20 protein-coding genes and 2 pseudogenes are annotated in these 25,632 nt (G+C 62.5%); 8 read left to right on the top strand and 14 right to left on the bottom strand.

Going from position 1 to position 25,632, the window contains the following annotated elements; all coding sequences use genetic code 11:
- Positions 1 to 319: 319 nt before the first annotated feature.
- From IPM84_03645 to IPM84_03635, 3 genes and pseudogenes are all read left to right on the top strand, one after another.
- Positions 320 to 925, top strand: a complete 606-nt coding sequence (locus IPM84_03645) for a hypothetical protein (protein ID MBK9091865.1) — start codon at positions 320 to 322, stop codon at positions 923 to 925.
- Positions 814 to 1,631: pseudogene (locus IPM84_03640) on the top strand (DUF4268 domain-containing protein). Before IPM84_03645 ends, IPM84_03640 begins: the two are co-directional and overlap by 112 nt.
- A 61-nt stretch (positions 1,632 to 1,692) precedes the next feature.
- A complete protein-coding gene (locus tag IPM84_03635) occupies positions 1,693 to 2,886 on the top strand; it encodes a restriction endonuclease (GenBank protein MBK9091864.1) in 1,194 nt (397 codons plus the stop codon).
- Here the strand turns inward: IPM84_03635 and IPM84_03630 are convergent.
- The 7 genes from IPM84_03630 to IPM84_03600 form a co-directional block, all read right to left on the bottom strand.
- A complete protein-coding gene (locus tag IPM84_03630) occupies positions 2,798 to 4,396 on the bottom strand; it encodes a DUF2723 domain-containing protein (GenBank protein MBK9091863.1) in 1,599 nt (532 codons plus the stop codon). The genes IPM84_03635 and IPM84_03630 overlap by 89 nt on opposite strands.
- Entirely contained in the window at positions 4,368 to 5,204 is an 837-nt protein-coding gene (locus IPM84_03625; GenBank protein ID MBK9091862.1) for a hypothetical protein, read from the bottom strand. Before IPM84_03625 ends, IPM84_03630 begins: the two co-directional genes overlap by 29 nt.
- Positions 5,205 to 5,280: 76 nt before the next feature.
- The gene (locus IPM84_03620; GenBank protein MBK9091861.1) at positions 5,281 to 6,876 is read right to left on the bottom strand and encodes a sugar transferase; all 1,596 of its coding nucleotides are present in this window, start codon (positions 6,874 to 6,876) and stop codon (positions 5,281 to 5,283) included.
- On the bottom strand, positions 6,873 to 7,952 hold the full coding sequence (locus IPM84_03615; GenBank protein ID MBK9091860.1) for a flippase-like domain-containing protein: 1,080 nt from the start codon (positions 7,950 to 7,952) through the stop codon (positions 6,873 to 6,875). Before IPM84_03615 ends, IPM84_03620 begins: the two co-directional genes overlap by 4 nt.
- 113 nt (positions 7,953 to 8,065) lie before the next feature.
- Entirely contained in the window at positions 8,066 to 9,808 is a 1,743-nt protein-coding gene (locus IPM84_03610; protein ID MBK9091859.1) for a polysaccharide biosynthesis tyrosine autokinase, read from the bottom strand.
- Between the two features lie 29 nt (positions 9,809 to 9,837).
- Positions 9,838 to 10,572, bottom strand: a complete 735-nt coding sequence (locus tag IPM84_03605) for a sortase (protein ID MBK9091858.1) — start codon at positions 10,570 to 10,572, stop codon at positions 9,838 to 9,840.
- A gap of 3 nt (positions 10,573 to 10,575) precedes the next feature.
- Positions 10,576 to 11,880 carry an O-antigen ligase family protein gene (locus tag IPM84_03600; protein MBK9091857.1) on the bottom strand — a complete coding sequence of 435 codons (1,305 nt, stop codon included), beginning with the start codon at positions 11,878 to 11,880 and terminating at the stop codon, positions 10,576 to 10,578.
- A gap of 140 nt (positions 11,881 to 12,020) precedes the next feature.
- Here IPM84_03600 and IPM84_03595 point away from each other — a divergent pair, with 140 nt between their 5' ends.
- Both IPM84_03595 and IPM84_03590 read left to right on the top strand, forming a co-directional pair.
- Complete coding sequence (locus IPM84_03595) at positions 12,021 to 13,592, top strand: GAF domain-containing protein (protein ID MBK9091856.1); 1,572 nt, start codon at positions 12,021 to 12,023, stop codon at positions 13,590 to 13,592.
- Positions 13,593 to 13,615: 23 nt separating this feature from the next.
- The gene (locus tag IPM84_03590; protein MBK9091855.1) at positions 13,616 to 14,341 is read left to right on the top strand and encodes a response regulator transcription factor; all 726 of its coding nucleotides are present in this window, start codon (positions 13,616 to 13,618) and stop codon (positions 14,339 to 14,341) included.
- A gap of 37 nt (positions 14,342 to 14,378) precedes the next feature.
- Here the strand turns inward: IPM84_03590 and IPM84_03585 are convergent, their stop codons facing one another.
- A complete protein-coding gene (locus tag IPM84_03585; GenBank protein ID MBK9091854.1) occupies positions 14,379 to 14,687 on the bottom strand; it encodes a hypothetical protein in 309 nt (102 codons plus the stop codon).
- Positions 14,688 to 15,009: 322 nt separating this feature from the next.
- Between IPM84_03585 and IPM84_03580 the strand changes: the two genes are divergently transcribed.
- Together IPM84_03580 and IPM84_03575 are read left to right on the top strand one after the other, a co-directional pair.
- Positions 15,010 to 15,666, top strand: coding sequence for a Crp/Fnr family transcriptional regulator (locus IPM84_03580; GenBank protein MBK9091853.1), 657 nt, complete (start codon positions 15,010 to 15,012; stop codon positions 15,664 to 15,666).
- A 342-nt stretch (positions 15,667 to 16,008) separates the two neighbouring features.
- Positions 16,009 to 17,532, top strand: a complete 1,524-nt coding sequence (locus tag IPM84_03575; protein MBK9091852.1) for a hypothetical protein — start codon at positions 16,009 to 16,011, stop codon at positions 17,530 to 17,532.
- 100 nt (positions 17,533 to 17,632) lie between these two features.
- Here the strand turns inward: IPM84_03575 and IPM84_03570 are convergent, their stop codons facing one another.
- The gene (locus IPM84_03570) at positions 17,633 to 18,484 is read right to left on the bottom strand and encodes a site-specific DNA-methyltransferase (protein MBK9091851.1); all 852 of its coding nucleotides are present in this window, start codon (positions 18,482 to 18,484) and stop codon (positions 17,633 to 17,635) included.
- A gap of 248 nt (positions 18,485 to 18,732) precedes the next feature.
- On the opposite strand from IPM84_03570, the gene IPM84_03565 reads away from it, so the two are divergent.
- Positions 18,733 to 19,149 carry a VOC family protein gene (locus IPM84_03565; protein ID MBK9091850.1) on the top strand — a complete coding sequence of 139 codons (417 nt, stop codon included), beginning with the start codon at positions 18,733 to 18,735 and terminating at the stop codon, positions 19,147 to 19,149.
- Between the two features lie 139 nt (positions 19,150 to 19,288).
- On the opposite strand, the gene IPM84_03560 is transcribed toward IPM84_03565, so the two are convergent.
- The 5 genes and pseudogenes from IPM84_03560 to hrcA all read right to left on the bottom strand — a co-directional run bounded on the left by IPM84_03560 (position 19,289) and on the right by hrcA (position 25,560).
- Complete coding sequence (locus tag IPM84_03560) at positions 19,289 to 20,977, bottom strand: M3 family oligoendopeptidase (protein MBK9091849.1); 1,689 nt, start codon at positions 20,975 to 20,977, stop codon at positions 19,289 to 19,291.
- Between the two features lie 9 nt (positions 20,978 to 20,986).
- On the bottom strand, positions 20,987 to 21,958 hold the full coding sequence (gene lipA / locus IPM84_03555; protein ID MBK9091848.1) for a lipoyl synthase: 972 nt from the start codon (positions 21,956 to 21,958) through the stop codon (positions 20,987 to 20,989).
- A gap of 9 nt (positions 21,959 to 21,967) precedes the next feature.
- Positions 21,968 to 23,883, bottom strand: a pseudogene (dnaK, locus tag IPM84_03550) (molecular chaperone DnaK).
- Positions 23,884 to 23,956: 73 nt separating this feature from the next.
- On the bottom strand, positions 23,957 to 24,508 hold the full coding sequence (locus IPM84_03545; protein ID MBK9091847.1) for a nucleotide exchange factor GrpE: 552 nt from the start codon (positions 24,506 to 24,508) through the stop codon (positions 23,957 to 23,959).
- A gap of 35 nt (positions 24,509 to 24,543) precedes the next feature.
- Positions 24,544 to 25,560 (bottom strand): heat-inducible transcription repressor HrcA, encoded by a 1,017-nt coding sequence (gene hrcA / locus IPM84_03540; protein MBK9091846.1) that lies wholly within the window; start codon positions 25,558 to 25,560, stop codon positions 24,544 to 24,546.
- Positions 25,561 to 25,632: the final 72 nt, after the last annotated feature.

The raw sequence follows: 25,632 nt of genomic DNA, 5'->3' as shown, positions 1-25,632 counted from the left end.
GCAAGGCGATCCCCAGCGCGCCCAGTTGGGCCGGTGTGCCAACCGCGATCCCGGCGACCAATGGCGGTGGCTCGAAACTGGACGTCGTTGACGAAGGGATCACACGCTCGCCAGCCCATACCATCGTTCAAGCGCAGCATAGGATCGCCTGACGAGCAAGGGCACCGACCAGATTCTACGGAAAGAGCTAGGCCCCGAACACATGCTTGAGCGTTACGGGCGCTATCTCTGGCTGAGACGGAGCTCTGGGTCACGGAAGACCAATTGTGGCAGCGGTTCTGGCCTGGCAGGTCGCGCTACCCATGCTGGCAAGCCGGGTGTGTTGAAGGAAACTCTCAAGGCCGGTCAGCGGCTCGGCATTTTTGCTTTGGGGCAGCTCGCTGATGAGAAGGCTGACCGCAACCAACGAGACAGCTACATTGGCCTGTTCCTCAAGGAGGAAATGCCCTACAACGTGCCCCTCCAGGGCCAGCGTTGGCTGGTCATGCGCGAGGAGCTATACCGCCGTTTGCTTGACAGCCCTGTGCCAGTGACGGCTGCGGACGTTCGGCCTCTGCTGGAGCCGTGTGCCGAACGAGGGAAGCCAGTGGAGGTGGGTCTCCTGGTGGACCAGGTCACTGGACTTCATAACGGCAAAGTAGATCCAACATCGGTTCGGACGGCAATTGCTGAGGCTCTAAAGAGCCAACACATGGTTTACAGCCTGAGCATTGATGGAAAGAGCTTGGCTGATTTGCCCGTCCATATTGGAGAAGACACTGCCGGCTACTTCGTCCTGCCTACAACCGGTCCCGAACCGCCGAAGCAAGGCCGCTGGGCGAGGCGCTCGGCATTCCTCATCTCACCCTGGTGCAGCGCGAAGCCGCGGCCGGCGTCTTCTCGGCTGACATCCTGGCCGACGACGGTCAGGAGCGCCTGGTCGTGATCGAGAACCAGCTTGAGAGCACGAATCACGACCACCTGGGCAAGCTGATCACCTATCTCAGCAACCTGGGTGCCAAAATTGCGGTGTGGATCACCAGCGCACCGCGCCCGGAGCACGAACGCGCCGTGCATTGGCTGAATGAGATTCTGCCGGCAGACATGGCCTTCTATTTGTTGCAAATAGAGGCGTATCGCATTGGCGACTCGGCGCCGGCGCCGAAGTTCACGGTGGTGGCTGGCCCAACGCGCGAAGCGCGTCAGGCCGGCGAGCAGAAAAAGGAGTTTGCCAAACGCCACGTACTACGCATGGAATTCTGGAAGCAGCTTCTGGAACGCGCGAAGGCAAGGACACAACTCCACGCCCGCATCGCTCCGAGCACCGAAAACTGGATCAGCGCCAGTGCAGGCAGGAGCGGCCTTGGCTACAACTATGCGATTCGCAGGGAAGACGCCCAGGTTGAACTCTACATTGACCGCGGCGACGCCGAGCAGAACAAGCAGCTCTTCGACGCGTTCTATGCCCGCAAGGAGAGATCGAGATGGCCTTCGGTGAACCGCTGGAGTGGCAACGAATGGACGCCAAGCGCGCCTGCCGGGTGCGGTTTCTGCTTCTTGGCGGTGGATTGCTGGATCAACACCGGTGGCCTGACATCCAGGATCAAATGATTAATGCCATGATCCGGCTTGAAGGGGCATTCAAGCCTCATTCAACGGCTGAATCTCAGCTAACGACCGTCGCACGCTCTCTTGTGGAAGGAAATTACCACCATGACCTATCTCGATGCTGCTTACTCCATCCTCCATGCTGCGGGCCGGCCGCTGCGCTTCGAGGAGATCACCGAGGCCGCGTTGGGGCGGAAGCTGATCTCGCCCCAGGGGTTGACGCCCGAAGCGACGATGGCTTCGCGGTTGTACATTGACTCGCTGCAGGAGGATTCACGCTTCGTGCGCGCCGGCAAGGGGGTCTTTGGCCTGGTGCAATGGCGGCCGGAAGGAATCGAGGCGCAGGTGGAGAAGATCAACCGGGCCACGCGCGAGCAACTGCATGGTCTGCTGCTGGAGATGCCGTCCGACCGCTTCGAGGCGTTGATCGGGGAGCTGTTGATCCGCATGGGTTTCGACGAGAGCACGGTGACAGTCACCCGGCGCAGCGGCGACGGCGGCATTGATGTGACTGGCCTTTACCGCGCCACCGGCTTGACAGGCGTCAGCGCGGCCGTGCAGGCCAAGCGCTGGAAGGCCAACGTGCAGGCGCCCACGGTGACTTCGCTGCGCGGTTCACTGCAGGTGCAGCAGCAAGGAATCATCATTTCCACCAGCGACTTCTCCAAAGGTGCGCGCGTCGAGGCCACAGCGCCGAACAAATCCTACATTGGCCTGATCAACGGCCAGGAATTGGTGGAACTGCTGGTCAGGCACAAGGTCGGCGTGCGTGAAAAACCCCTGCCGGTCCTCAGCCTGGATCAGGAGTTCTGGGGCGATCTGATCGGGCAGAGTGTAGAGCCGCCCGCGGCCGCGAGTCAAGTCACGGCGACGCCCGCGCCGGTCGCACCGCCGCTGCCAGAGGCCGAACTGGCGAAGCCTGACGGGTTTACCCTGCTGGGCCAGCACTATCCTGGCGCTGCCTCGTGGCGAGCCGTGCTGCTGGGCGTCTGTTCAAGCCTGGCTGCCCATCACGGCCCGGCGTTTGCCGACGCTGCCTGCGCGGTCAAAGGGCGGACGCGCCACTATGTCGCCAGCAGTCCGGACGGCATGATCTCGCCGGCGCAGATTCCAGGCACGGCGCTGTGGATCGAGACGAATCAGAGCGCGAAGTCGGTGGTGCAGGTGATCGGGAAACTACTGGCGGCGCTGGGACATGCTCCCGATCAGTTTACGGTGAACCGGGCCATGCCACCTCAAATAGAGTCCCGACCGGTTTCAACTCGAAACGCAGAGCCATATCTTCATCGGGATCGGTGATGAAGATGGGGCGCCGGCCGCGCTGGCTCTCGATGAGGTCGTTCACATCCGGCCCCGCGGCAGCGGACAGATCGGGCCAGCGCTGCACCAGGTGACGGCGGTACCAGTCGAAGTTCCACAGGGTGCGCTCAACGATTGCCACATCGGGTCGTTCTCCCAACCCGTCCTGCGCATACCACAGCGCGAACGCGTGCTCATCGCCGTCAGCAATCAGCAGGGCGTCGGGCGCGGCCGCGGCCAGTGCAGCCAGCGCATACTGACGGGCCTCGGTGTCGCGGCTGAGGTCCACATTGGCCCAGTTGTGCCAGAGCAGCGCCACAGGCAGCAGACAGAGCAGCCAAATCCAGCCGCCCGCGCGCCCGCGCGTCAACCATGCGACCAGGGTCAGCACCCCAGCCGCCTGCCACAGCGCGGCCAACACTTGTAAGGGCAGCAGGTAGACAAAGGCATCGGCGGTGGCGTAGCCGAGGGCGACGATGGCAACCATCAGCGCCACGCCGACCGTGAGCAGGGCCAGGCGTCGCGCCTGCGTTGCCAGGCGCCACAGCCCCAATGCGGCCAGGATCAGCCCTGGCCAGGTCAACGGCTGCGCCAGCAGGCTCAGCCAGGACTGGGCGCGCATGAGCATTTCCGGGATCGTGAGGCCGAAGAGCGCGCCGCGGTAGAGTTGCCCGCTGACCAGCCACCAGAAACCGCCGGGCGTCGTGGCGTCACCCCAGAGCAGCACGGGGTGACGGCCGGCAGCCAGGGGCAGGTAGAGATAGACCGCCAGCCCGGCCAGCAGGGGCAGGGGCAGTAGGATCAGGTCTCTAAACCCTCTACTTTGCGCCGCCGAAACGATAGCGCCGCCGTCAAACCGGGGGGACCCGTCCCACAGAAGCAATGGAGCGAAGAAGATGAGCGAGAGATGATTGCCCAGACCCAGGCCGAACAGGAAGGCCGCCACGCGTCGCCGGGCAGGCCGGTTGGGCGCCTGGGGCAGGGTCAATGCACAGATCAGGGCGACGAAGAGGGTGTGCAGCGCGTAGACTTCGACCAGGATGGCCTGCGACCAGAAGGTCATCTGAAAAGCGAGGGTCAGGCCGGCCAGCACCGCGGCCGCGCGCTGGCCGGGCTGGTGTGGCCACAGGGCCTGCACCAGCCAGGCGACGATGGCAACCGTGGCGGCGGCGCTGAAAGCAGAGAGCAGGGCCACGCGCTGCGCCAGTTCTGCGAGGGGGAGATGGGTAAAGAGCCAGGCGAGTAGGGTCCAGGTGGGATAGCCGGGCGGGTGGGGCACGCCCAGAACGGCCGCGGCCACGGCCAGTTCCGCGCTGTCTGCGCCGTGGTGCTGCCAGGTGATGGAGGGCGCCAGGGTGAGCAGGTAGACCACCAGGCTGGTCAGCCCCACCAGCAGCGCCAGAGCCAGCGCTGGTCGCGCCGCGGGCGCGGCCGCGTGGATGACCGGCGTTCCCTGCCTCATGCCCGGCGCGCCGACCTGGTCAACGTCCAGGGGCGCGGCGACGACCATGACTACCTTGCGCGGCCAGGTCAGGATTGCCGCCCACCGGCGGCAGGAAGGAGGGTGGCAGACCCACCGTCAAGAGGGCGGTACGGCCGGCGGCCTGGGCTTCGATGTCCAGCACGGAACCAAGCGGCACACCGCTGCCCACGCTGAGCACCAGCGTCAGTTGCTGCGGTTGGTTGGGCGCCAGGTTGGTCAGCCGCCACAGGCGACGACCGGCATCGAAACTCCCTGTGGAGGCCTGCGCCGTCGTCAAGGTGAAGGCTGGCGGCATCATGACCTGCACCTCACCCTGCTCCAGCAGCACATTGCCGATGTTGACAGCCACCACGCTGACCGTGAAGGCCCGTCCGGGCATCACCATGACGGCGCCGGTGATGGCCACGCTGAGACCGGCCGTGGCCGGCGGTGCGGTCGGCGTCGGTGTGCCTGCAGGCGTGGGGGTGGGCGTGCCTGTCTCCGGCGCGCCCGTGACCGTGGCCGGCGGCGCGGTCGGCGTATCCGTCGCACCAGGCTCTGGGGTATCCGTTGGCCCTGGGCGCGGGGTGACGGTGGCAGGCGCGTCAGTGGGTGTCACCGTGGGAGGCGGTGCGGTGGCCGTTGGCGGTTGGGCCGTCGGGGTGACGGTGGGCGGCAGCGCGGTCGGCGTGACGGTCGGCGGCGCCGGAGTGGGCGTGCGCGTCGGCACGGTTTGGAACCACTCGTGGCCGGCTCCCTTGCCAACTTCCTTGCCCGCTACCTGTGCGGGCAGCACGATGATGGCGATGATGGCAGCGGGCAAAAGCGCGGCCAGAATCATGTTTGATAAGCGCATAAGAACACCTCATTGCAAAAACAGATCGCCAAAATTGCAACCGGCAGGGCGTGTCCGGCCGGCTGGCCGGATGAACTCAGTACGACCCCTTGCCGCGCACGACGGCGGGCAGGGTTTTCAGCAGGATGATCACGTCGTGCCACAACGAATAGTGCTCGATGTACTCCACTTCAAGCGCCACGCGTGCGGCCAGCGCCAAATCGCCGCGGCCATTGATCTGCATCGGCCCGGTCATGCCCGGCTTGACGGCCAGACGCCGGCGCTGCCAGTCGTTGTAGCGGGCAACCAGGTCTGTCTCTTCTGGCCGCGGCCCCACCAGGCTCATGTCGCCGGTCAGAACGTTGACGAACTGCGGCAGTTCATCCAGGCTGAAGCGGCGCAGCCAGCGGCCTACGCGCGTGACGCGCGGGTCGTCGCGAATCTTGTAGGCCGGCTCGGCCAGGGCGTCCAGGTCAACCACCTCATGGCGGCGCGCTTCGGCATTATCCACCATGGAGCGGAATTTGACCACCCGGAAGAGGCGTCCATTTTCGCCAACCCGCGTCTGGCTGAAGAAAACCGGGCCGCGAGAATCGAGCTTGATGGCGATGGCGATCAGGGCCATGGGGACCAGGCTGATCGCCAGACCGATGGCGGCGCCGGCGATGTCGAGCAGACGTTTGCCGGCGCGCTGCCAGCCGCTGAGCACCGGCAAACGCGCGCCCTGCACCTCACCGCGGAAGTGAATACGACCGGCGCCAAAACCAGCGGCCAGGGTCAACGCGCGCACGGCCAGCATGACAGGCGTGGCCAGGCCCACAGGCCAATCCTTGCGCAGGGCCTTGAGCGTGAAGGGCAGGGCGGTCAACAGGAAGGCCAGCGCCAGCCCGGCCGCGCCCCACAGGGCCGGTGACCAGAGCAGGGCCAGCGGCAGAGCAGCCAGGGTCAGTGTCACCAACGCCATCTGCACCTTGAGCACCTGCGGCGTGTGCGAGTCTCTCAGCAGGCGCTCCGGCAGCCAGCGGGTGAGCAGGGCCTTGTAGTAGCCGATGTAGAACTTGCGCCGGATGTACTCAGCCAGCACCCGATCGTGCGTGTGATAGACCTGGGCCTGTGGCACAAAGACCAGGCGATAGCCCTTCTGCGCCAGGCGAAATGAAAACTCCTGATCCTCAACCGACGCGGTGGCAAAGATGGTGTCGAAACCGCTATTTTCCAGAAAAATGGCACGGCGGTAACCGGCTGAGTAGGTATCCACGAAATCAATGCTGGCCTGGCCTCGCATGCGGTCGTAGCGGTCCTCATATTCGATCTGCACAAAGCGCGGCACCAGGCCGGTTTGGCGTGTGAGATAGGTGCCCTTCGCACCGATCACCTCGGGATCGGCAAACGCTGCGGCCATCGCGGCCAGCCAGCCGGGCGCGGGTTCGCAGTCACTGTCGGTGAAGAGGACGATGTCGCCCTGGGCCGCGGCCACGCCCTGATTGCGTGCGGCGGCCGGCCCCTGGTTCACCTGTTCGATGGTGAGGGCGCCCAGGCTGCGGGCCAGCGCGGCGGTGCCATCCTGCGAGCCATCGTCCACGACGATCACTTCGACCGGCTGCGGCCACTGCTCGATCTGCGCGGATAGGGCGCGCAGCGCGGCGGGTAACGTGCGTTCGGCGTTGTAGGCTGGAATGACCACGGAGATCAAGTCGGCGCCTCCCCAGGTTCCCGTGGCTCCCCTGACCAGGGTGCGACGGCGACGGGCGCCTCTCGGCGCAGTTGCCAGCTTTCCCACAGCAAGGCCAGGCCGCCCGCGATCATCAGTGTCAGCGGCGCCACCGCGTACAGCAGCACGCCGACGGCAAAGCCCTGCACGGCCGCGATGCCGAACCAGGCCAGGGTCAACTGACACAGGTACTGAAAGATGCCGACCTTGCCTGGCGAGCTGGGCACGCTGACGCCGGCCTGCAGCACCGCCAGCAAGGTGAACGAGACCACCCAATCGGCCGGCAGATGTAACGCCAGCAGCGTCAAAAAGTTGGTGGAGCCAGCCAGGAGCCAGATGAGGAACGACCAGGCCGTCACCTGGATGACCACCGAAGGAAAGCGCAGCGCGTCCAGGCCGTGGAGCGCGGCGTCCAGCAGGCCGATCCAGCGCATACCGCGCTGGTTGGGCAGGCGGTCGGCCAGGCGGCGCGCCAGGGCCAACCAGTGCCGGCGCCCGAGCAGGCCGATGATGGCGCCGGCCAGCAGAAACAGCGCCACAACCGTCAGGGCGGTGCGCCGACTTGTCAGCGCGGCCGCGCCGGTTGTCACCAGCAAGGGGGTCAGGATGAGGACGCACAGCGCAAGCATCGCCAGGTCAATGACCTTTTCAACGCCGACGGTGGCCAGGGTACGCGCTTTGCTATCGCCAAAACGCTGACCGACCAGGTAAGCGCGCACCAATTCACCGCCGCGCAGTGGAATGGCTAATGAAACCGCCTGGCCGCTCAGCAGGATGGCGAAGAGGGAACGGAGCGGCAGATGACGGTGGTGAGGATAGAAGAGCAGGCGCCAGCGTGCAGCTTTGGCCCCATTGGTGAGCAAGACCGATAGCAACGCCAGGGCCACCCAGGTCGGCTCTGCCTGACGCAGGCTGCGAAGCACGGCGTCTGGCGCCATGTCGCGCAGGGCCAGCCAAAGGCATAGGAGGCTGACGGCTAATCCAAGCCCCACTTGTGCATAGCGCCCCCAGCGCCAGCCTGGGGCAACGGCTGGCGTCCGGTCATCCATGTCCATCATTGGCAGCCTGGCGAGTCAGAAAAAACACGCAGCCGGCCGTCAGGCGTACGACTACAGCCACCTCGGCGGCTGTAATCGCGGCCGGGCGCAGCCGGTCAAGCGCCTGGCAAACATCATTCTGAACGGCTGGACGGAAAAATCGTGGCCAAGCGACGGGCGGCAGAGCGCAAGGTGCTTTTGCCACTGCGGGGTGCGCGTCCTTCGCTCGCAGTTCCACCATCACCGGTACTACTCCCGGTACCGTTCGTGTTGCGTGATTGCTTCTCACTGTCGCCCTTGTCAGTATCACCGTAGTAGTGATGGTAATAGTAGTAGTAGTAGCCGTCCGTTGTGGTCGGGCTGAGGCGGTTGAGCGCCACGCCCAGGATGTGCGCGCCGACCTTGGTCAACTCCTGGATCGCGCGACGGGCCAGCGGCTCACGCGTTTCGCCCGAATCAATCACGAGCAGGACACCGTCCAACTGCCGTGCCAGCACGGCCGAATCGGTCACGGCCAGGGCCGGCGGGCTGTCAAAAATGACGATGTCGGCCACACTCTTGAGCACCTCGATGAGGTCGGCCATGCGACGGGAGCCGAGCAGTTCCGACGGGTTCGGTGGCAGCGGTCCACTGGTCAACACCGACAGGTTCTTGATTAGTGTAGGTTGAATCAGGTGTGGCAGCGTGGACGCATCCGGGGGCGTCAGCAGTGCGCTGGTAAGGCCCAGGTTGTTGGGCACGTTGAAGACCTTGTGAATGACCGGGCGACGCAGATCGGTGTCAATCAGCACCACCTTTTGACCGGTTTGGGCCATGATGGCCGCCAGGTTAGCGGCGGTGGTGCTCTTACCTTCGCTAGGATTGGCGCTCGTCACCAGCAGCGTGCGGATCGGTTTATCCAGGCTGGAAAACTGAATGTTGGTGCGCAGGATGCGATACGCCTCGGCAACGGGTGACTTGGGATTGAGGAAGGCTACCAACTGGCGCTCAGCATCGGCGTCGCCATTGTCTTGCCGCGTACGCGGAATGGCGCCCAGGGTGGACAGCTTGAGCGCCTGGACAACGTCGTCCGGGTTCTTCAGGGTATCATCCAGGTATTCGATGAGCAGGACGCCGCCGATTGCCAATACCATACCGACGAGCAGGCCCAGTACGGTGTTCAACAGGACACGCGGGCGCACCGGTTTCTTGGGCACTTCGGCCGGTTCGACGGTGGAGATGGTGTCTGTGGCACGTGCTTCGTTCAGCCGCAGGTCTTCGAAGCTCTTGACCAGGTTCGCGTAGCTGTTGCGGTATTGCTGCAGGCTGTCTTGAAAACGGGAGAGGTCGGCATCCTGTGCGCTGGTGCGGTTCTGAATCGCTTCCAACTCAGTGATCTTGGTTTGCACCTGGGAGATGTTCGTGGAGAGTGAGCGGATTTCTTTGTCCAGGCTTTCGCGCGATCCTGTGAATTTCTGTAGCTGGCGTTCGGTGTGCTGCTCGACAAAGACTTCGGGGATGGTGTTGGCAATTTGCGTGGCCAACTCCTTGTCAGTATCCTCCACATCTACCCGAATGAGTTGGGTATCCTGAATCGGTTCCACGCTGATCATGGACGTCAGCTCGGGCAAACCGAGGCGAGCTGTCACCGCGTCTAACACCGGGCGGGTCAACATCAACTGAGCATAGGTTTGCGCCTGGCGTTCGCTGGCGATGATCGTTCCATAGACACTCTCGTTGGCGTTGGTTGCCTGGTCCACAAAGATCGTAGCGGTTGCCAGGTAGACGGGCGTGGTGTTGCGGCTGATGACATAGGTCATGCCGCCAATCAACAGTGTCCCCAAGAGCACAAACCAGAGCCATCGCCGTAGAATGGCTCCATATTGACGTAATTCCATCAAAAAACCTCTATTTCGTCATCGTCTGACTAGAGAACAACCGCCAGTTTGGCGATCACAATCACACGATGGGTATTGCCAAACGAAGGCCAGCACGTGATCAAGGTCAAGGTGGCGTCTGGCGTCTGCTCAAGGTAGCGGGCATTGGCCAGGCGCTGCGCTAACGGGGCGCCCGTTTCCGGCACCAGGTCAATTTTCGTCACCCGATAGATCAGATGCCGCCCGTTGCTGGTGTAGAGTTCAACATCGCTGCCGGGTGTCAGGCGCGGTGTCGGCCGGTCAACATCCAGGCTGATCGCTTCGAACACCTTGCCTTTGATGTTGTTGTGACCAGAAACAACCACGTTGCCAACGGTGCCCGGCGCCGCGCTGTTGATGTGATGCCCCGCAGCGTTGTCGGCAATCTCCCATTCCGTGGTGCGCTGACCGTCGGCCGCAGTGACAATACGCCAACCCACCTCGGTCACCGGCACATCCAGCGCCAGGGCCGGAATGACCAGGCGCGTGGCTTGCACGGACTCGGTCAGGGGCGTCACCGGGACGGGCGGTGTGAGCGCCTCTGCCCCCGCCGTTGCGGTGGGCGCCGCAGTGATTTGTGGCACGGGGGTGTCCGTGGCGCCAGGGCGGGTCTCCATCGTAGTGGGGGCCGTAGTGGGGGCTGCAGTGGGGGCTGTGGTCGGCGCGGGTGTCGGCCGACCGCAGCCGGCCAGGGCCACGGCTATCATCACCACGCAAGCAATGCCCAAACTGAATTTCGATTTCATGCGTTAGGTTTTCAGGTCCCTTTGCGGCAAATTCCCGATCACGTTGGCCTGGCCCAGGGCCACGATCATCCCCACAAACATCCACAGGGTGAAAACAGGCTTGGCGCCCGGCGCAACGGCGTCGGTCAGGCTGAAAATGTGAAAAGCCAACAGGCTCGTCAATAGCCCGGCGCTGAGCAGGCGCCCGGTTGGGCTGGTAGTCCGTTTGTAGAGACTCCAACCCATGCCGGCGACCAGCAAGAGCACCGCCACATAGGCCACCAGGCCCGGAATGCCCATGTCCAGGGCCGTCTGCAAAAAGATATTATGGGCATGGCCCACATCGGCCAGGACGGGATCCACATCGAAGAAGGGCGCATACGCGATGGCCAGGCGGCGAAAGGTTCCCAGGCCAATGCCAGTGAGGGGAAAATCGGCCACCGCCAGCAGCGCCCGCTGCCAGATCTCCATCCTGCCCACCAGATTGGCCGGATCTGCGCCAGGTTGAGCCAGGAGCCACTGGCTGCTGTCACGCAACAACCAGTAGACGCCGGCGCCTGGCACAGGCAGAAAGACCACCAGGCGCCATTGCCAGACCAGGGCCACCACGCCGGCCGTCAGCAGGAGGCCAAGAATCGCACTGCGTGACTGCGTCAGCAGCAGGACGCTGCCGAGAATGGCTACGATGAGAGTCAGGAGCAGACGCTGTGCGGGCAATGCCCGCTGTGGCCAGGCCGGATCGCTGCTCCGCCGCCACGCGCCCCACCACATGGCTAATGATAACGGCAAGAAAAGGCTAATCATGCCGGCAATCTCGTTGGGGTGAAAATCTCCGCCCTGCAGACGCTGGCGCAGCGCCTCCGGCAGGCGGGGCAGGTGACGATAGAGGCCGCCCAGGTTGAAAATTTTGCGCTCGAACCAGTCAGCGCCCAGGGCGCCGAGCAGGGCCAGACCCAGGCCCAGGATCAGCAGTAGGGCTATCCACAGCCAGGCGTGACGGATGTGGTGCGTGGTGTTGATGACGGTGTAAAATGTGGCCAGGCTGAGCAGGATGCCGAGCAGCTTGGGCAGCGCCAGCGCGGGATCAACCGCCTGACGGGCGCCGACAAAAGCCATCAACGCCAGCAGGGCCAGGGGCCAATCGAGCGGCGTGCGCCGGGTCAGAAAACCGTGCCGCCACCAGCGCAGCAGCCAGGGCAGGGCCAAGAGGGCCAGGGCAAACGGCGTGATCGAGTTGGGAAAGAGCAAGAACGGTGCGGCCACTAACAAAACGACGCCTTCGTAACGCAGGACAAGATCGGCTACGTAACGTGGGCTTCGTTTTAGCATTGACGTGTGTGCAACAGGATTCGTCAAAAAAATATGCCGCCCGTGCGACGCGATGATTGTAGCCGATGATGACTCAAAAGGCAAATGGCGTTGACTTATTTTGCTTTGACATTTGAACGGCAGTTTGCTAAGATGGAACCATGCAGACCACGTACGAGTTACGCCAACGCAGTTATTTGCTCAAAATCGCGCGCGCCATGACGTCAAACCTCGATTTGGCGCCGTTGTTGCGCCTGACGTTGAGCGCGGCCGCGGAGATGGTGCAGGGCGAGGTGGGCCTGATTGCGCTCAGCCAACCGGATGACAGCTATCGCGTCGAGGCGTACTACGGCATTCCCCACCGGCTGCTGCCCCTCTTTGCTCCGCTGTTGACCGATATTCGGCGCTCGGCCAACCTGCTGGAACGGGCGTTGACCATCCCCGACCTGGCGCTGAAGTTGCACATGGTGTCCACCGCCACGGGTTTGCCGTTGCGCCAGGTGGTGGCGCTGCCCTTACAGGTCAATCAGGACCTGCTCGGTTTGATCTACATCGTGCGCAGCGGCGGCGCTGCCTTTTCCGCCAATGACCGGCAGGTTTTGCAGGATTTTGCGGATCAGGCTGCCATTGCCGTACGCAATGCGCGGCTTTACCAGGCGGTCAACGATGAACGGCGCCGCCTGGACACGATCATTCAGAACAGCGCCGACGGGGTGATGATCCTGACCCCGGAGCGCAAGATCGAGGTGATCAACCGGACGCTGGCCACGCTGACCGGGTGGACGCCTGCCGCGGCCCAGGGGCTGCCCTGTTACCAGGTGTTGGCCCTGGAAAATGTCAAGGGCGCCGATCTGTGCCAGGAGATGGGTACACCGCTGGATTTGGCCGGGCGCGGTTCGGTGACGGCCGAAGGCGACCTGGTGCGCCCCGGCGGTTCGCGCATCACGGTGGGAGTGACCTACACGCCGCTCTTCGATGAACGGGCGGCGCTGCAGCAGATTATCGTCAACGTGGTGGACATTACGCGCTTCCGTGAGGCCGAAGAGATGAAGAGCACCTTCGTGTCGGTCATCACGCATGAACTCAAGACGCCGATCTCACTGATCAAAGGCTACGCCAGCACGCTGCGCCGGGCCGATGCGCAGTGGGACTCCACCACCCTGCGCGACAGCCTGACGGTGATCGAAGAAGAGGCCGATCGGCTGAACGGGTTGGTGGATAATTTACTGGATGTCTCGCGCATTCAGGCCGGCGTGTTGCAGTTGGAATTGGCCGACGTTGACCTGCCGGGTCTGGCGGGGCGCCTGGTGGAAGGATTCAAACTGCAGAGTGCGCAGCACACCTTTGAGCTTGATTTTCCGGCGGACTTTCCGCCGGCGTTGGCCGACCAGGAACGCCTGCGCCAGGTGTTGAACAACCTGATCAGCAACGCGATCAAGTACGCGCCAGACGGCGGGGTGATCCGCATCGGCGGCTGGCTCGATGCTGCGCGCCAATTGCTGACGGTCTATGTGGCGGACCAGGGCATTGGCATCCCGTCGCAGGAGCAGGAGCATCTGTTTCAGCGTTTTTACCGGGTGGATTCGAGCCTGCGACGCAAGACGCAGGGCGCCGGCCTGGGACTTTTTCTGTGCAAAGCGATCATCGAGGCTCACAATGGGCGCATCTGGGTGCGGAGCGAACCGGGCAAAGGCAGCACATTTTTCTTCACGCTGCCCCTGGGTGCGGTGTGATGCCGCGAAAGGCGGAGGCAAGCATGGCCATAGCAAGCAGTGAAAAGCCACGCATTTTGGTTGTAGATGATGAAGCGCGCATTCGCCGCCTGGAGCGAATGAATCTGGAGCTGGAAGGTTTCGAGGTCATCGAGGCAGCCGACGGCTTTCAGGCGCTCGATCGCGTGCGCGAGGACTTGCCCAACCTGGTGGTGATGGATGTGGCGATGCCGCAGATGGACGGTTTCGAGACCTTGCACCTGCTGCGCGAGATTTCTTCGGTGCCGGTCATCATGGTCACGGTGAAGGCCGAAGTGAGCGACCGTATCCATGGGCTTGACCTGGGAGCCGATGATTATCTGACCAAGCCGTTCAATCCCCAGGAATTGGTGAGCCGCATCCGCGCGGTGCTGCGGCGCACGGACGATCGCAGCCTGGCGACCCAGGAGTTGATCCGGGTGGACGATGGGCTGAGCATTGATCTGGAGCGCCACGAGGTGCTGGTGCATGGTGTGCGCATCAAGCTGCGCCCCACCGAATATCGTTTGTTGTACCACCTGGTGCAGAACGCGGGCCGCGTGGTGCCACGCGAAACGCTGATGGCGCGGGTGTGGGGGCCGGAGTATCGCGACGAACATCAACTGCTGCGCGTCTACATCACCTATCTGCGGCAGAAGATCGAGCCGGACCCCGCCCACCCGCGCTACATCATGAACGAACGCGGGGTGGGCTACAGTTTCGTGGACTTCAAGCGCAGGCCGGGCGAGTGACGAAGTTTGGCCGCCGGGCCATTCATCACCCACTGACTTACGACCCGGTGTGGCACTCGGTGCATTTTTCGTCCGTGTCAGCGCGGTGGTCCGCCGGCAGCTCAAGGCGATCAGCGGCGTGACATAACGAGCAGGTCTCGCGCCCTTCGATTGGATGGGCCATCGGCTGCGGTGTGGGCGTTGGGCCTGGCGTGGAGGGCAGAGCCGCCTCGTGGCAGCGCAGACATTCAGCGCCGGTATAGAGCGCATGATTGGCCGGGATAGGCACAGTGCTGCGTGGGTTGTGGCAGGCAGTGCAGTCCATGTTGTTGAGCAGCGGATGCGGCATCAGCGGTGGTCTATGCATGCTGGTGGCAGTTGTCAGCGGCGTCGGCCGCGAATCGGCTGTTGGCAGGGGGGCGGCCGGCGTCGGACGGGTGCAGGCGGCCGACAGGATCATCAGAACCAGAACAAGCGGGATGCGATGGATTGGGTTTCTCGAACAGCATTTTCGTATTTGTACAAGCATGTTGTTCATTCTACACCATTCCAGTGAGAACAGCAATCAAAACGTTCTTTTGCTATGGCCGGTTTGCATTGTGGCGTACAGTTGTGTATAATCTGCCGCAGTATAAAGTCAACCTCTTGCACAGCTGGCGGAAGAAAAAATGTCTGCACCGCGCGACAAAATTGGCTATCTGTCAGAAATCGAGATCTTTCAAGATCTCTCCCCTCGCGAGATCCAAGAGATAGATCGTATCACGACGATCAGCCAGGTTCAGAAGGGCAAGGTATTCTATCGCCCAGAAGAAACGGGCGAGGTTCTCTTCATTCTGAAAAAGGGCAAGGTGCAATTGTATCGCATTTCGGCCGAGGGGAAGAAGCTGGTCATCACGACGCTGGGACCTGGCACCCTTTTTGGCGAAATGGCCCTTTTGGGCCAACAGATGCACAACGCGTTTGCCGAAGCCACCGATGATTGCCATATCTGCGTCATGAGCCGCACGGACCTGGAGCGGCTGTTCCTGAACAAACCGATGGTGGCGCTGCGCGTGCTGGAGATTACCGGCCGCCGCCTGCGTGAGGCGGAAAAGCGCCTGGAAGACATGGCCTTCAAAGGCATCCCCGCTCGCCTGGCCTCGCTGCTCCTGCGCGTACGCGTGGAGCAAAACAGTGACGACATCAAAGGGTTGACGCATCAGGACCTGGCCGAAACGGTGGGCACTTATCGTGAGACGGCCACCCAGGTCCTCAACGACCTGAAGGTGCAGGGCCTGATTGAGATCGGCCGCAAACACATCGTGATTCTGGACCCACAGCGGCTGCAGGCCGTCGCCGGGTCTTAACCGAATCCAACCCCCCAATCCCGCAGGCTGCTCCAGGACGAGTCGCCTGACTGCCCTCTCGAACAATCTGTCGCACCCGTACCCGATGCTTATTTCAACCGGCGTGACGGCACTCGCCGCGAGACCGGTATTGTTATAGACCATCACCCTGGTGTTCTGGCATTTCTGCTATTGCGGCGCCCGTGCGTCGCCGGCAGAAGGCCCTGAGCAGGAAAGGAGAATTGGCGCCCCATCTTAGTGACAGCAACCGTCAGGGTGTTCACACCTGTCTGCGCCTTGACCATCGTGTTCGTTCGACTGTTCGGCACCCCAAGTGCATCACCCAGAGGAGAAACTTTCATCATGCGTAAAACTGGACTGTATGTCCTACTCGTTGTGCTGTTGCTCGCCACCATGGCGATCGTGGCGCCCTTTGCAGGCGCTAACCAGCTTGCCGGCCCTGTGGCCCCAGGCGCCCAGGATGTAGCTGCTGCCGCCGGTGGCAAGGTCGAGTTCGTTCCTGGCCACAATGTCCCGAACGCACCGATGGCGCCAGGCGCCATCCTGTTCGACAACGGCCCCCTGGTCACGCATCCGGGCGGTGGTTTCGGCGGCGCCGATGCCAGCGCCGTGCAGACAGCAATCGGCCTGACTGTCTACGGCTTTGGCCAGCAGCTTTCGGCCAATAACCGCGTCGCCGACGACTTCACTGTCCCAGCCGGCGAAACCTGGACGATCAACACGGTTACTTTCTACGCGTATCAGACTGGCTCGACGACTACCTCGACCATGAATCGCGTCAATCTGCGGATCTGGAGCGGTATGCCGGACGTCGGCAGCGTCGTCTTCGGCGACACCACCACCAACCGCATGGCCAGCACCAGTTTCACCAACGACTACCGCGTGCTTGATACGGGCCTGACCGTTAGCAACCGCCCCATCATGGGCCAGGTGACCACGGTGGGCACCGTGCTGACCGCCGGCACCTACTGGCTCGACTGGCAGACCGGCGGCACTTTGGCCTCTGGTCCCTGGGCGCCCCCTGTCTCGATCGTGGGTCAGACGGGCAAACCGGGCGCCAATGCCATGCAATCCATTGCCGGTGCAGCATTCGTCGCCCTACTTGACACCACTTTCCCGCAAGACCTGCCGTTCATGATCGAAGGCAGCAGCAGCGGAGGCGGCCCCACCCCCACGCCTACGACTCCGCCGCCTCCGACTCCGACTCCCACACCGCTCCCGCCGCGCTGCCCCGCCGGCTTCAGCGAAGTGACGCTGGTCAACGAAGGCTTCGAAGGCACCTTCCCGCCCGCCGGCTGGGTCGTGGCCAACAGCACCTCAAGCTGCACAGGCATTCCTGACTGGACCAACACCGATCCTGGCGCCCGCGGCAACCTCACCGGCGGCAGCGGCCTCTTCGCCGTCGCGGACAGCGATGCCTGCGGCAGCGGCGTTGCGATGAACGCCCAGATGTGGTCACCTGTGCTCAACCTGACCGGCTACACCGATCCGCGCATCGTCTTCAAGTATGACTACAACGACCTCGGTTCTGCGGACTCCGGCGCGCTGGACTTCAGCACCGACGGCGGCTCGACCTGGTCGAACATCACCACCTGGACGGTCGATGATCGCGGCCCCAAGACCTACGATGGCACCTTCGTCTCCACCAGCGCCAATACCGTCATCCGCTGGCACTACATCGCCGGTTGGGACTGGTGGTGGGAAGTGGACGATGTCGCGGTCACGGCCTGCCAGGCTCCGCCCACCGCGGTTGACCTGGACGATGTCTCGGCCAGCAATGGCACGGTGACCTGGGCCTGGATGTTGGCCGTTTTGATGGCTGTAACCGGCGTCTCTGTCTGGCGCTGGCGCCGCGGCACCAACTAACGTTGAACCCGCGGGTGTAGTTCGGCTCCCGAACGTTTGAAACAAGAAAGCCAGGCTTCTGCAAAGAGGCCTGGCTTTTTTTTGTCAATTCTTCAGGTTTTCAATCGTTGGCCGACGCGGCCGCAGGCGATTCGGTGTCACTGACTGGCGCCGGTGTGAAGCTGACGTCCGCCAGCCGCCGCGTTGCCAGTTCGACATAGGCCGCGTTGGTCTCATAGCCCACAAAATGGCGCCCGGCTTTGCGAGCGGCAATGGCCGTTTGCCCGCTGCCCATGAACGGATCGAGCACCACCTCATCGGCCAGGCTGTAGAGCTGAATCAGGCGCCGCGGCAGTTCGATCGGAAACGGCGCGGGATGACCGATCTTGCTGGCTGCCTCGGCCGCGAAAGTCCAGACGCTCTTGGTGTACTCCAGAAATTCATCGCGGCCAATCGTGTTCTTGCGCCCGGGGTTGTGGCGGGTGTAAGTGTCTTTGCAAAAGACCAGGATGTACTCGTGCGCATCACGCAGGATGGGATTGGTGGCCGACATCCAACTGCCCCACGCGGTGGATGGACTCCCGCCCGCGGCCTTGTTCCAGATGATTTCGCCGCGCATCAGGAAGCCCAAATCGAGCATGGATTCCAGGATGAAGGCGTGCAGCGGGATGTACGGCTTGCGTCCCAGGTTCGCCACGTTGATGCAGGCGCGACCGCCGGGCACCAACACCCGTTTGACCTCGCGCCACGCACGCGTCAGAAAGGCCAGGTATTCCGACAGCGAAAGGTCGTCGTCATACTGCTTGCCCACGTTGTACGGCGGCGAGGTGACCATCAAGTGGACGCTGGCATCGGGCAGGTCATCCATCGCTTCACAGCTCTTGCAGAAGATGCTGTCCAGCGCGGCCGCTGGCAGTGGATTTTCTGCATAGGGCGCCCCGCTTGGCGTGTCCAACAGCGGCAATTCTGCCATCAGGCGGCTGGCATAAAACGGCGTGGCATCATGATTGGCGCGCCCCGTGGAGCCGAAGTTACTGGTGATCGTGCGTGGTTTGCGACGTGGTGGCGACACCGGTCCTGTTTCCTTTCTCGTCTTCGTGCCTTCGTGTGCGGGCGCTTGTCAGGATTGTCAACTTATGGTATGGTGAGTACGCAGTCGGCTGCTGCAAGGTCAGAAACCCGGTTTTCAGCCATGTCTGTCCAGTGTTGGAGAGGTTGGTCATGCCAGTTCCACGTTTGACCGCGATCGTCTTGCATGTGACCCATGTGGCGTCCAGTGCTGCCTTCTACCGGGACTGCCTGGGCGCCGTGTCCCTGTTCGACTATGGCGATACCGATACATTCCTGGCCCTACGTCTGGGTGATGTCGAACTTCATCTGCACGCCGCGCAGGCTGCCACTGAGCAGCTTGCGTCAACCTGGCCGGTGGGGGCGGCCAACGGCGTGGGGGTTGCTCTGCACATTCACGCCAGCGATCTGACACGACTCAGCAGCCTGATTCAGCGCGCCGGCGGTCAAGTCCTGCAGGAAGCCAGCCCCCAGCCCTGGGGCACGATTGAGATGGTCGTGGCCGATCCCGATGGCTTTTGCCTTCTCCTATGGGAAGGACAGCACAGCCCGAACATTCAAACCTGGTGAAGCTCTGCTGTAGGTCCGGCCTCCTGGCCGGACGACGCTGGCGCAGGAGAGCGTGCTCTGCCGCAGACAGCGTCGTCACGCCGGAGGCGTGACCTACGATTGCGCTCTCCGCGGTGGATTCCAGGTCTCCCTCAATCCCTCAATTGGGCGCGGTCAGTTCCTGTATCTTACCCGAAACCAGGCGCATCAGCTCGCCGACAGTGTCGCGATCGAAAGCAAAGCGGATGTTTGCCGCCTGGAAAAGGGCCGGCAATGGGCGCGTGTCACCCAGCGCCAGCGCGGCTCGATAGTCAGCCACCGCTTGCGCCTGATCGTGCAGCGCGTTGCGCCACACCTGCATGGCGCCAACCTCAGCCAGGCCGTATTCGATGTAGTAGAAGGGCACGGTGAAGATGTGCCCCTTGCGCTGCCAACCGGTCTCCTTCTCCCTCTGCAGGCCAGTGAAGTCAATTCCCGGCATGAAGCGATCCCACAGCTCGCTCCACTTGGCATCCAGATCGGTGGCCGTGATATTGTCCGGCGCTTCGGCATAGACCCAATGCTGGAAACGATCCACCACGGCCATGTAGGGCAAGAAGGTGATAATACCGCGCAGCTTCTGGGCGTAGGCCCGCTGTGCGTCAGCCTCTGAGTAGAAACCGCCGCGACTTTGCGCCAGATAGGGCGCCGCCAGCAGTTCCATGCCCATCGAAGCCACCTCACAGAATTCCATGGGGCCGTTGAGGTTCCAAACCAGCGGCTGGCGCGCCGACTCCAGATAGTGGAAGGCATGGCCGCCCTCGTGCAGCAGGGTCTGCACGTCATCATGCGTCCCCGCCGCGTTCATGAAGATGTACGCACGCCGGCTGACCGGGAAGCTGGCGCAATAGCCGCCGGGCGCTTTGTTTTGCCGTGAGGGCAGATCCAGAAACCCGTCGCGCAGCGTGGCAAAGTGCTTGCCCAACACCGGGTCAACCTGGTTGAACATGCGCTGCACCCCGGCTTCCAGATCGCGCACGTCGTTGAACGGTCGCAGCGGTTCACCTTCGGTTTCAACCTCCATGTCCCACGGGCGCAGCGTAGTCAGTCCCAGTTTGGTCGCCCGTTGCTGATTGAGCGCCGTCGCCACGGGCACGACCTCATGCTCGATCGCATCGTGAAATGTGAAGCAATCCTCCGGCGTATAATCGAAACGGTTATAAGCCTGCCACATGTAGGATCGAAAGGTGGAAAATCCGGCATTGCGTGCCATCTGCCGTCGCTTGGGCAGCATGCTGAGGTAAAGCTCGTTCAGCCTGGCGCGGTCGGCCAGAAAACGATCCATCAAGAGGCGCCAGGCGCGCTCACGTGTCGCGCGGTCGCGCTCATGCAGGTGTAAGCCGGCCTGCGGCAGGGTTTCCACCTGTCCATCCCACTCGATGGTCATGGCGCCCACGGTCTTGTCGTACTCGTTGCCTTGCTTGACCAGTTCCGTTTCCAGCGGGATGTTCTCTTCGCGGAAGATGCTGGCTTCGGTGCGAAAGCGCTTCAGCAGCATCGCCGTGTCGGCCGCCGGCACATAGTCGCTCAGGGCCAGGAACTTCTGCTTCAGAGCCTGGTTGGCGGTGGACGATTTGGGAACAATGTCCTCCACCAGGTGGTTGAAGCGCGCCTCGGCCGCGGCGTCTGCCGTGTTTTCCGATACCGCACGGTTAATCTGCGCGCTGCCCTCATGCAAGGCCGCGTTCAGGTCGCTCCATTCTTGCAGCCAGGCGCCGGCGGTTTCGACGGTCAGCTCGGCCGCCTGCAGCCGGTCGAACAGCGGCTGCAAGGTCCCCCAATCGAGGATATCAATGTGTGGATATGCCATGGTACCATCCTATCGCAATTGATCTGTAACCGGTGCTCGCCGCTGCAGACGCTGGGCGCTGTGCGCGGCGCGCTCCGCGTGGTAGGATGAGCGCACCAACGGCCCACATTCCACCCACGGAAAGCCGCGCGCCTGCGCCTCGTCGCGCAGTTGGGCGAACTCGTCCGGTGAATAGTAACGCTCGATCGGCAGGTGAAAACGGCTCGGCTGCAGATACTGGCCGATCGTGATGATGTCCACCTGGTGGTCGCGCAGATCATCCATCACCTGCAAGACCTCATCCCAGCGCTCGCCCAGCCCCACCATCAGGCCGGATTTGGTGAGCGCGCCCGGATCCATCTGCTTGGCCGCAGTCAGCACCTGCAGGGAGCGAGGGTACTTGGCCTGCGGCCGCACCCGCTGATAGAGCCGCGGCGCGGTTTCTACATTGTGGTTCAAGATTTCCGGCTGCTGCGCCATCACCTTCTGCAAGGCGTCCATGTTACCCATGAAATCGGGGATCAGGACCTCGATCGTCGTCTCCGGCATCAGCGCCCGGATGCAGCGGATGGTTTCGGCAAAGATGCCTGCGCCGCCATCCGACAACTCATCGCGGTTGACCGACGTCAGCACAGTGTGGCGCAGTCCCATCGCCTGCACAGAATCGGCCACCCGCTGCGGCTCCGCCAGGTCCAGAAACTCAGGCCGGCCGGTCTTGATCTTGCAGAAGCCGCAGGAGCGCGTGCAGGTATCGCCCAGCAGCAGAAAGGTGGCAGTGCCGGCGTTCCAACATTCGCCAATGTTGGGACAGCCGGCCTCCTCGCACACCGTGTGCAGCGTCTTGCCGCGGAACAAGCCCTTGAGCTCGTCGTACTTGGAACTGTCCGGCGCGCGCACCCGCAGCCAGTCTGGCCGCCGGCCTGGCGTCAAGTGTTCATGATGCCAGTCATGCCGGGGCGGCTCCGGATTCAGTTCGATGGGCACAGAGGCAGATTGAGTCATGATCTATTTTCAGGTCGGACGGAACTCGCCCTCGATGAAGTCGTCGCCGCTGCCACCGCTGCCGGGGTTGGAGTTGGGGCCGCCATCGCCGGCGTCGCCGGCGTCGCCGGCCGGCCCGCTGCCGGTTTGATGCATGCGTGTGCCCACCTGTTGCCAGGCCGCCATCAGCTCATCGCTGGCGCTGCGAATGTGGCTGCCATCCTGACCTTGCAGGGCAGAGCGCGTGGCGGCCACCTTGCCTTCCAGCATGGATTTGTCCTCGGCCGTGATCTTATCGCTGTTCTCGTGGACAAACTTCTCCACCTGGTAGACCGACATATCCGCGTGATTACGAGCCTCTACTTCATCCTTGCGGCGTTGGTCTTCTGCGCGGAAGCGCTCGGCATCCTTGACCATGCGCTCGATCTCATCTTTTTGAGACCACTGGAGGCCGTGATGCGGATTTGCTGCTCGCGCCCGGTCGCCTTGTCCTTGGCAGAGACGTGCAAGATGCCGTCGGCGTCAATATCGAACGCCACTTCAACCTGGGGCATCCCGCGCGGCGCCGGCGGAATACCGTCCAGGATGAAATTGCCCAGCATCTTGTTGTCGCCGGCCATCTGACGTTCGCCCTGGAAGACCTTGATCTCGACGCTGGTCTGCATATCGGATGCAGTAGAAAAGACCTGGCTCTTCTTCGTCGGAATGGTGGAATTGCGCTCGATCAGCGCCGTCATGACCCCGCCGAGCGTCTCGATGCCAAAGGTCAGCGGTGTGACATCCAGCAAGAGCACGTCCTTGACTTCACCCTTGAGCACACCGGCCTGAATGGCCGCGCCCACGGCTACCACTTCATCCGGGTTGACGCCCTTGTGCGGGTCCTTGCCAAACTGGCGACGGACCGCTTCCTGCACCGCCGGCATACGCGTCATGCCACCGACCAGAACCACCTCATCAATGTCCTTCACCGTCAGCTTGGCATCCTCCAGCGCGCGGCGCACAGGCACAATGCTGCGCTCGATCAGGTCGCCGGTCAACTGCTCCAGTTTGGCCCGTGACAGCGTCATGGTCAGGTGCTTAGGCCCGCCGGCGTCTGCGGTGATGAAGGGCAGGTTGATCTCGGTCTGCATCACCGTCGAAAGCTCGATTTTAGCCTTTTCGCCTGCTTCCTTGAGGCGCTGCAACGCCATGCGATCCTGGCGCAGGTCAATGCCCTGTTCTTTCTTATACTCGTCGGCGATCCAGTCAATGATGCGTTGATCGAAGTCATCCCCGCCCAGGAACGTGTCGCCATTGGTGGAGAGCACCTCGAACACGCCGTCGCCGACATCCAGGATGGAGATATCGAACGTGCCGCCGCCCAGGTCATAGACGGCGATCTTCTCATCCTTCTTCTTGTCCATCCCGTAGGCCAGTGAGGATGCGGTGGGTTCATTGATGATGCGCAAAACGTTGAGACCGGCAATTTTGCCCGCGTCTTTGGTCGCCTGACGCTGACTATCGTTGAAATAGGCCGGCACGGTGATGACCGCGTCGGTCACCGGCTCGCCCAGGTAGGCCTCGGCATCGGCCTTGAGCTTCTGCAAGATCATGGCAGAAATCTCCGGCGGCGAATACTCCTTGCCACCCATCACCACCCAGGCATCGCCGTTTTGCTTTTCGGCAATCTTGTAGGGAAGTATCTGGCGGGCGCGCTGCACCTGTGGGTCACTAAACTTGCGCCCCATCAGGCGCTTGACCGAAAAGATCGTGTTATCCGAGTTAGTAATGGACTGACGCCGGGCCACCTGGCCCACCAGGCGCTCGCCCGTCTTGGGGTTGACAGCCACCACCGATGGTATCAGGCGCGCCCCTTCACTGCTCGGAATGACGACCGCTTCGCCGCCCTCCATGACAGCCACCACTGAGTTTGTTGTTCCCAGGTCAATGCCGATGATTTTTCCCATTATGATATTTTCTCCTTATTCCTGTCCGGCCCTTGTGCCGTCTGCTTGATTCCCTCTGTCACCAACTGGCGTCTTACTGCGCCACGCGCACCAGAGCCGGTTGCAAGATCCGCTCGCCCAATTTATAACCCTTGCGCACTTCGCCAATGATCTGATTGGTTTGATACCCTTCGACTGCCTCGTGAGTGATCGCCTCATGTAAGGCTGGGTCGAAACCCTGGCCGTCGGTCTCGATGACCGTGACGCCCTCACTGCTCAGTATATGGCTCAACTTGCGCTGAATGAGCGCAAAGCCGTTGACCCACTGCTGATCCTGCTCATTCAGGTCGGCCGGAATATGGGCGAAGGCGAGGGCGACATCGTCCAGCACCGGCAGGATGCGCAGGAGCAGGCGTTCGTTGGCGCTGAGGATCAGGTCGGCGCGCTCACGCTCGAAGCGCCGGCGCATGTTCTGCGCCTCAGCCGTGGCGCGCAACCAGCGGTCCTTATAATCGGCCGCCTCGTCCTGCGCAGTCTGCGCGGCTGCTTCCAGTGCGGCCAGGACAGCCGCGCTGTCAGCCGGGGTTTCGATGACCGGCGCCGCCTCCGCGGCGTCGCTGCCGTTTGTGTTCAATTCGTCTGCCATGATCTCTCCCACGGTCGTATTTTCTTGCATCATCGCTATCCGTAAAACTCGCGCAGCAGTTCGCTCATTAGATTTGCCACGTAGCGCACCGCGCTGATCGTGCGACCATACGGCATGCGCAGTGGCCCTAATACGCCCAAAACGCCGGTGGTATCGTCATCCACGCCGTAGCGCGATAACACGAGGCTGACCTGGCTCAGCTCGCGCCAACGCCCTTCGCCGCCGATGATAACTTGTACACCATCGCTCTCACGTGTCTTGGCTACAATGCTCTCCAGCAGCGGTCGCGCCTCGATGATCTCCACCACGCGGCGGATCATATCGCCTTCGGCAAACTCTGGCTCAGTCAGAGCATGGCTCAAGCCCTCGCGGTAAATATCGCTCACCCGTGAATCGAGCCGCTCCATGATCGGAATCATGAGATTGGCCACGTCGGCGGCCCAACTGCTCAAGATCGGACTCTGCGCTTTGATCTCGGCCACCGTGCGACCGGTCAACTGTTCGTTGAGTTCATTCGTGACGCGATGCAACTCCTCTTGCAGCAGGGGCAAGCTCAGCATCTGCTGCTTGACGCTTCCCTCCATGGTGACCAACACCAGGAGCACAATACCGTCACGAATTTCGATCAACTCCAGGCGTTTGAAGCGGCTGTTGATCGCCTTGGGGGCCGTCGCCAGGGCCACATTATGCACCGTGTGCGCCAGCACTGCCGCCGCCAGCTTGACCCAGTGATCCATCTCCGCCCGCGCCTGGCCGAACTGATGGCGAATGAGCAGGCGCTCTTCAGACGGCAAGGTCATGTCACCCAGGAGATGTTCAACGAAGAAACGGTAGCCTTCTTCCGTGGGCACACGTCCGGCCGAGGTGTGCGGGTGCGTCAGGAAGCCCAATTCCTCCAGCGCCGCCATTTCGCTGCGGATGGTGGCCGGACTCACTCCCAACTCATAACGCTCCAGGATGGCGCGCGAACCCATCGGGATACCAGACGCAATGTATTCCCGAATCACCAGGCCCATGATCGTACGCCGTCGAGCGCTCAGTTCATCTGTCATTCTTGTCTGTTCTCAGCGTGCCGGTTGAATTTTTAGCACTCTCGTCGTCAGAGTGCTAAGGCGACCGGGCAC

The sequence above is a fragment of the Candidatus Amarolinea dominans genome, from assembly GCA_016719785.1.
GTDB classification, from domain to species: Bacteria; Chloroflexota; Anaerolineae; order SSC4; family Amarolineaceae; genus Amarolinea; species Amarolinea dominans.
Note: the sequence above shows the minus strand (reverse complement) of the source record. Positions and strands in the feature narration are given on the sequence as shown.

What these genes read in the sequence shown, in the direction of transcription:
- IPM84_03635 (MBK9091864.1), top strand. Translation starts at nt 1,693, where the DNA reads ATGACCTATCTCGATGCTGCTTACTCCATCCTCCATGCTGCGGGCCGG.
- IPM84_03630 (MBK9091863.1), bottom strand. Translation starts at nt 4,396, where the DNA reads ATGGTCGTCGCCGCGCCCCTGGACGTTGACCAGGTCGGCGCGCCGGGC.
- IPM84_03625 (MBK9091862.1), bottom strand. Translation starts at nt 5,204, where the DNA reads ATGCGCTTATCAAACATGATTCTGGCCGCGCTTTTGCCCGCTGCCATC.
- IPM84_03615 (MBK9091860.1), bottom strand. Translation starts at nt 7,952, where the DNA reads ATGATGGACATGGATGACCGGACGCCAGCCGTTGCCCCAGGCTGGCGC.
- IPM84_03610 (MBK9091859.1), bottom strand. Translation starts at nt 9,808, where the DNA reads ATGGAATTACGTCAATATGGAGCCATTCTACGGCGATGGCTCTGGTTT.
- IPM84_03605 (MBK9091858.1), bottom strand. Translation starts at nt 10,572, where the DNA reads ATGAAATCGAAATTCAGTTTGGGCATTGCTTGCGTGGTGATGATAGCC.
- IPM84_03600 (MBK9091857.1), bottom strand. Translation starts at nt 11,880, where the DNA reads ATGCTAAAACGAAGCCCACGTTACGTAGCCGATCTTGTCCTGCGTTAC.
- IPM84_03595 (MBK9091856.1), top strand. Translation starts at nt 12,021, where the DNA reads ATGCAGACCACGTACGAGTTACGCCAACGCAGTTATTTGCTCAAAATC.
- IPM84_03590 (MBK9091855.1), top strand. Translation starts at nt 13,616, where the DNA reads ATGGCCATAGCAAGCAGTGAAAAGCCACGCATTTTGGTTGTAGATGAT.
- IPM84_03585 (MBK9091854.1), bottom strand. Translation starts at nt 14,687, where the DNA reads ATGCATAGACCACCGCTGATGCCGCATCCGCTGCTCAACAACATGGAC.
- IPM84_03575 (MBK9091852.1), top strand. Translation starts at nt 16,009, where the DNA reads ATGCGTAAAACTGGACTGTATGTCCTACTCGTTGTGCTGTTGCTCGCC.
- IPM84_03570 (MBK9091851.1), bottom strand. Translation starts at nt 18,484, where the DNA reads ATGGCAGAATTGCCGCTGTTGGACACGCCAAGCGGGGCGCCCTATGCA.
- IPM84_03565 (MBK9091850.1), top strand. Translation starts at nt 18,733, where the DNA reads ATGCCAGTTCCACGTTTGACCGCGATCGTCTTGCATGTGACCCATGTG.
- IPM84_03560 (MBK9091849.1), bottom strand. Translation starts at nt 20,977, where the DNA reads ATGGCATATCCACACATTGATATCCTCGATTGGGGGACCTTGCAGCCG.
- lipA (MBK9091848.1), bottom strand. Translation starts at nt 21,958, where the DNA reads ATGACTCAATCTGCCTCTGTGCCCATCGAACTGAATCCGGAGCCGCCC.
- IPM84_03545 (MBK9091847.1), bottom strand. Translation starts at nt 24,508, where the DNA reads ATGGCAGACGAATTGAACACAAACGGCAGCGACGCCGCGGAGGCGGCG.
- hrcA (MBK9091846.1), bottom strand. Translation starts at nt 25,560, where the DNA reads ATGACAGATGAACTGAGCGCTCGACGGCGTACGATCATGGGCCTGGTG.